Raw genomic sequence first — 5,944 nt, forward strand, 5'->3', positions numbered from 1 at the left:
AGTGTGCATAATTGTGTAAATTACTATTACTTTTTTCTGGCAAAGCATTAAGTTTTCAAGGAACAGAGTAATTATTTATGTGCGAAGTTTTAGTTTATTAAATAAAAATGCGTTAATAGAATTTAACAAACATATGCAAGAAACTCCTTATGAGAATATGGATGTCGACGAGTATATAGAATATGCTATTGATATGTTTAATAATATGGATGGCATTTATGTATACCCTAAGTTAGATATATTGCCTGTAATCAAACTTCTTAAAAAATATATTTCAGGTTTGGGAAATAATATATATATTGCTATTTGTATATTTAAAAATGATGATTTATATTTTAGTCTAATTATTGGGAAAAAGGATGGAAAAATAAATTTTATATCAACGCTGGATCATTTAGAGCATGTGGGCATTAAAAATATTACGCCAAAAGATAAAGAAAAAGTTTTAAATGCATTAAAAGATGCTTTTAAAGAAAATGTCGTTTTAAAATTCATGAAGTTTGATGAACTAGAAGAGCTTGTAAAGAATATTGTTTAATAATACGCGGTATATTTTAATACATAAGTTATATTAAAGAATCACAGGGGGCGTTTACTTTGTCAGAGGCATATCCTTATAAAGATCCGAATTTGCCTGTTGAAGAAAGAGTTAAAGATCTTGTGTCTCGCATGACATTGGAAGAAAAGATATCCCAGATGCTGCACAAGTCACCGGCAATACCAAGGCTTGACACACCAGAATATGATTGGTGGAATGAATGTCTGCATGGTGTGGCAAGAGCAGGTATCGCGTCGGTTTTTCCACAGGCTATAGGTTTAGGTGCAACATTTAATCCTGAACTTATTTATCAAATTGCTGAAATTATATCTGATGAGGCACGGGCGAAACATCATGAGGCTCTTCGCAATAATGATCATGGAAGATATAAAGGCTTAACATATTGGAGCCCAAATATAAATATATTTAGGGATCCAAGATGGGGACGTGGGCAGGAGACGTACGGAGAGGATCCGTACTTGACTGGAGAATTAGGTGTTGAATTTGTAAAAGGTCTTCAAGGAAATAATGAGAGATATCTAAAATTGGTTGCAACTCCAAAGCACTATGCTGTTCACAGTGGTCCGGAGAAGTTGAGGCATCAATTTAATGCTGTCGTCAATAATAAAGACTTGAGAGAGACATATCTTCCAGCTTTTAAGAAATGTGTCAAAGAAGGACATGCAGCATCTATTATGGGTGCGTATAACAGGACAAATAATGAACCATGTTGTGGAAGTAAGACATTGCTTATTGATATATTAAGAAAAGAGTGGGGATTTAACGGATATGTTGTATCAGACTGTGGAGCTGTAGATGATTTTCATATGCACCACAAGGTCACAAAAAATGCAGCGGAATCTGCTGCTATGGCTGTAAACAATGGATGTGAATTGAATTGTGGTAATACCTATGAAAGCCTGATTGAAGCAGTTAAAGAGGGCTTAGTTTCAGAAGACACGATTGATAAAGCTGTAACTAAACTTTTTGAGGCTAGGTTTAAGCTTGGAATGTTTGATCCACCTGAGATGGTTCCATATGCCAATATACCGTATAGTGTAAATGACTGCGATGAACACAGAAAAATGACATTGAAAGCAGCTTTAGAATCAATAGTTCTTTTAAAAAATGAAGATAATTTGCTTCCACTGCGAAAAGACATCAAAAATATTGCTGTCATAGGGCCAAATGCCGATTCACTTGATGTGCTTTTGGGAAACTACAACGGTACACCATCAAAGTACGTTACAATGCTAGATGGGATAAAAAATAAAGTAAGTGCAGAAGTATTGTATGCGAAGGGATGCGAACTTACAGGTTCATCTAAAGAAGGATTTGAAGATGCGGTAGAAGCAGCATTACAATCAGATGTTGTAATTGCATGTATGGGTATATCTCCAAAATTAGAAGGTGAAGAAGGACATGTAGAGAATTCTGATGCTGACGGTGATAGACTGGACTTGAATCTACCAGGCGTTCAAGAAGATTTACTTAAAGAGCTGAAAAATACAGGTAAGCCTATAGTTTTGGTTCTTTTGAATGGCAGCCCACTGACAATAAACTGGGCCAAGGAGAATATACCAGCTATAATTGAAGCTTGGTATCCAGGTGAAGAAGGTGGCACGGCTGTTGCTGATATAATATTTGGTGATTATTCGCCGGCAGGAAGATTGCCAATAACATTTGTAAAATCACTAGATGATATACCGCCGTTTGAGGACTATAGCATGAAGGGCAGGACGTATCGCTACATGGAAAAAGAGCCGCTGTACCCATTTGGTTTCGGATTAAGCTTTACTGAATTTGAATACGATAATCTTCGCTTAAGCAGTGAAAAAATCAGTGCTGATGATGCCATAGATATTTATGTAGATGTTAAAAATGTAGGTCATCTAGAAGGCGATGAAGTTGTACAGGTGTATTTAAAAGATATGGAATCATCTGTAAGGGTGCCAAAGTATGAGCTTAGAGGAGTCAAAAGGATTAACCTTTTGCCGGGGGAGAAAAAGACAGTTAAGTTTGAATTAAAGCCTCGAGATATGGCTTTGATAGACAATGATGGAAGGTGCATCTTAGAACCTGGATTATTTACAGTGTATGTAGGTGGAAGCCAGCCAGACGAAATGAGTCAAAAGCTTATGGGAAGAAAAGTGTTGTCGAAAACTTTTGAAGTTACCGGTGATTTAAGAGAATTGGAATATTAAAATTTAAATTTTAAAAGGAGATAATAGAAGTGAAAGTAAGCTTTAATTATTATCCTGGTGGAAAGAAAAAAGCCTTGACCATGAGTTATGACGACGGACAGGTATTTGACAGAAGATTGATAGAGATATTTAACAAATACGGCATCAAAGGAACATTCAATTTGAATTCAGGCAGATTTGATACAGAACCTTATGTATCTAGAGATGAGATAAAAGAATTGTATAAAGGACATGAAGTAGCAGTCCATTCACTAGATCATTCTTATTTGACGTTGATACCGCCGGAAGAACTGGTCTATCAAATAATGGAAGATAGGAAAAACCTAGAATCATTAGTAGGCTATCAGGTACGTGGTATGGCATATCCTTATGGTGACTACAACGATATAGTGCTAAACAGTCTTGCATCATTTGGCATAGAGTATTCCAGAACTGTTAGGTCGACTAAAAGCTTTAGGATACCTAATAATTTTTTAGAATGGCATCCAACTTGCCATCATGATCAAGATGTAATACAGAAGCTAAAGGAATTTAAGAACCTAAAAGAATGGGAGCAGATGCCTTTATTCTACGTTTGGGGACACAGCTTCGAGTTTGATAGAAATGGCAATTGGGATCTGATAGAAGAATTTTGCAAGATGGCATCCTTTGATGAAAATGTGTGGTACGCTACAAATATTGAAATAATGGATTATATAAATGCACTTAAAAGCTTAAAGTTTAGCGCTGATGGCAGCATGGTATATAATCCATCAGCAATACCTGTATGGATCGGAGTAGATGATGAGCCTGTAAAGATAGATTCTGGTGAGAGAATTAATCTAAAATAGCATGTATATATAAAATCATCCACGATTGTGTTGTTTAAAGTATAACATTCAGTGGATGATTTTTTATTAAGAAATATACGTTTTAGCCGATATATACATTGAAGAGGTGATAGCGTGAAGAAGTTGGTGGCTTTTGCGCTTTCAATTGTACTTGTTATCAGTTCGATATCGCTTGTAATTGCAAAGCCAAGAGAAAATAATCGAAAGACTACAAAATCAGTTGAGGTAGTCAGCCAAAGAAACGAAAACGGACAGATTGAATCAGAGGATAGAGTTACTGAGGCAAAGTATACAAAGTTTGCCGGAAAGATGAAGGCGAATGGAAGAGAAATCAAATTTGACATTCCTCCGGTCATCAAAAGCGGTACAACGTTGATTCCAGTGCGGGCTGTTGTCAAGAGTCTAGGTGCAAATGTAAATTGGGATGCTGCATCAAATACTGTCACAATAACAAAAGGAGACAAAACTATCGTATTTGACTTAAATAACTCAAAAGTATATGTTAATGGTACTGAAGTGACTATAGAAGTTCCTCCGATGACAATCAATAATAGAACATTTGTCCCGATAAGATTTATCGCTGAAATCTTGGGAGAAAAAATAAATTATGATAATAACACGGGTAATATCGACATTGAAGATGATAATACGCAAAACAGCACAGTATCGCAAGATGTCTATGGACAAACGGATGAAACAGTTTCACAGGATGTCTATGGCTCTAATGATACAGATAATACAGACAATACAGTTGTAAACAGTGTATATGATGAACAGGATTAAAAGAGAATTTATAAAAAGATACTCAGATTTGAGTATCTTTTTATAGCATCTTTTTTTGATTTTTTTATTTTGAATTTTTGAGTATTATTTATGCAGTCATCCCGCCTACTACTTCTAAAGCAATTCCTGTGATGAAAGAAGCTTTTTCTGAAGCTAAAAATAATACTGCTTCAGATACATCTTTAGGCTCACTATAGCGACCTAGAGGAACTGATTTAGTTAAAAATTCTTTAGCAGCTTGCGAATCTTCTGGATTAAATTCTTTTTCTAAAGATCTCATCATGCGTGTATTAACTAATGCAGGGCATACAGCATTGACGCGTATTCCAAGACCTGCATATTCTACTGCAGCTGTTTTTGTGAGAGCTATGACGGCAGCTTTTGATGCATTATAAGCACTTGTATTAGGCATACCCTTTAAACCTGCAATAGAAGACGTATTTATAATTGAACCGAATCCTTGCTCTTTCATGACACGCAATACGTACTTTAATCCGTAAAAGACACCTTTTATGTTTACATCAATGATTAAATCAAGTGAATCCGATGGATAATCTGTTATTGGCGCAACTTTTCCTTCTACACCTGCATTGTTAAAAAACACATCAATCTTTCCAAAATGATCTTTTGCTTTTTTTACATATTGTTGAACTTGCTCTTCTTTGCTTACATCTGCACATATTAGAAGGTAATTTTCTTTTTGTAAATTCAGATCTTGTGCTGTTTTTTCAAGAGCATCCATATTAAATCAACTAAAGCTAATTTAGCTCCCTCTGCAGCAAATGATTTAGCGGTTTCTTTGCCTATTCCACCAGCAGCTCCTGTAATCAATACAACTTTATCTTGAAAAGTCATTAGTAAATTCTCTCCTTTTAAAATTAATTTGCAAAATCAATACTATACAATTTTTTCTAATTTGTCAATAGATGTTTAGTGTTATGGTAAAGATAATCAATACATTTTAAACCTTAGTGTAAAATTTTCTTAGGTGAAAAAGCAGGAAAATAGCGATGAAATGTAGAAATAAGACCTCACCATCCTCCCAAGAGGATGAGTTAGAAAATAAATAGGAAGGTGAGGTCTTATGAAAATAATTCAACATACACTTCAAAAATTCCTGCTTGTTGTAGAAAAAATTATTGGATTACTTGATGGAAAATATACCTATTTGGAATTTGAAAAAGAACTTAAAAAAATACTAAATGAATTAGGAAAAGAGATTTGTGCAGATGTACTTCATGAACTTGATCAAAGCATATATAAAGACAAAAGTAAAAGGAAAAACTGGGTGGTAGTCCAAAAAGATTGTGAAAGGACAATAACAACTGTATTTGGAGATATCACATACAAAAGACGGTACTATAAAAACAAAGAAACAGGAGAGAAGGCATATCTTGTAGATAAAGCTGCTGGCATCCAAAAATATGAAAGAATAGATGCTGAGATTAAAGCTGATATAACGGATCTTTCTACAATACTCTCATATCAAAAAACCACTCAGGAACTTAAAAGGAATGGAGCTAACTGCAATGTAAGCCGGCAAACAGTAATGAACACATTAAGAAAAATAGACAACCTTCAAACATATG

Annotated in this window: 7 protein-coding genes; 5 read left to right on the forward strand and 2 right to left on the reverse strand. The window is 34.8% G+C overall.

Features of this window, described 5'->3' with window-relative positions:
* Positions 1-193 precede the first annotated feature (193 nt).
* From HNR52_RS11910 to HNR52_RS11925, 4 genes are all read left to right on the forward strand, one after another.
* Positions 194-538 (forward strand): hypothetical protein, encoded by a 345-nt coding sequence (locus tag HNR52_RS11910; protein ID WP_435620692.1) that lies wholly within the window; start codon positions 194-196, stop codon positions 536-538.
* Positions 539-597: 59 nt separating this feature from the next.
* A complete protein-coding gene (locus HNR52_RS11915; RefSeq protein WP_435620693.1) occupies positions 598-2,742 on the forward strand; it encodes a glycoside hydrolase family 3 C-terminal domain-containing protein in 2,145 nt (714 codons plus the stop codon).
* A gap of 29 nt (positions 2,743-2,771) precedes the next feature.
* Positions 2,772-3,572 (forward strand): polysaccharide deacetylase family protein, encoded by an 801-nt coding sequence (locus HNR52_RS11920; protein WP_435620694.1) that lies wholly within the window; start codon positions 2,772-2,774, stop codon positions 3,570-3,572.
* Between the two features lie 114 nt (positions 3,573-3,686).
* A complete protein-coding gene (locus HNR52_RS11925; RefSeq protein ID WP_435620695.1) occupies positions 3,687-4,355 on the forward strand; it encodes a copper amine oxidase N-terminal domain-containing protein in 669 nt (222 codons plus the stop codon).
* A gap of 88 nt (positions 4,356-4,443) precedes the next feature.
* Here the strand turns inward: HNR52_RS11925 and HNR52_RS11930 are convergent, their stop codons facing one another.
* Together HNR52_RS11930 and HNR52_RS11935 are read right to left on the reverse strand one after the other, a co-directional pair.
* Positions 4,444-5,097 carry an SDR family NAD(P)-dependent oxidoreductase gene (locus HNR52_RS11930; protein WP_435620696.1) on the reverse strand — a complete coding sequence of 218 codons (654 nt, stop codon included), beginning with the start codon at positions 5,095-5,097 and terminating at the stop codon, positions 4,444-4,446.
* Entirely contained in the window at positions 5,064-5,210 is a 147-nt protein-coding gene (locus HNR52_RS11935; protein ID WP_435620697.1) for an SDR family NAD(P)-dependent oxidoreductase, read from the reverse strand. The genes HNR52_RS11930 and HNR52_RS11935 overlap by 34 nt, the downstream gene beginning before the upstream one ends.
* A gap of 229 nt (positions 5,211-5,439) precedes the next feature.
* Between HNR52_RS11935 and HNR52_RS11940 the strand changes: the two genes are divergently transcribed.
* A partial coding sequence (locus HNR52_RS11940) for a UPF0236 family transposase-like protein (protein WP_435620698.1) occupies positions 5,440-5,944 on the forward strand: 505 nt, incomplete at its 3' end.

Origin of the sequence: Thermoanaerobacterium thermosulfurigenes, assembly GCF_051201035.1 — a bacterium.
In the GTDB taxonomy this organism is placed as follows: Bacteria; Bacillota; Thermoanaerobacteria; order Thermoanaerobacterales; family Thermoanaerobacteraceae; genus Thermoanaerobacterium; species Thermoanaerobacterium thermosulfurigenes.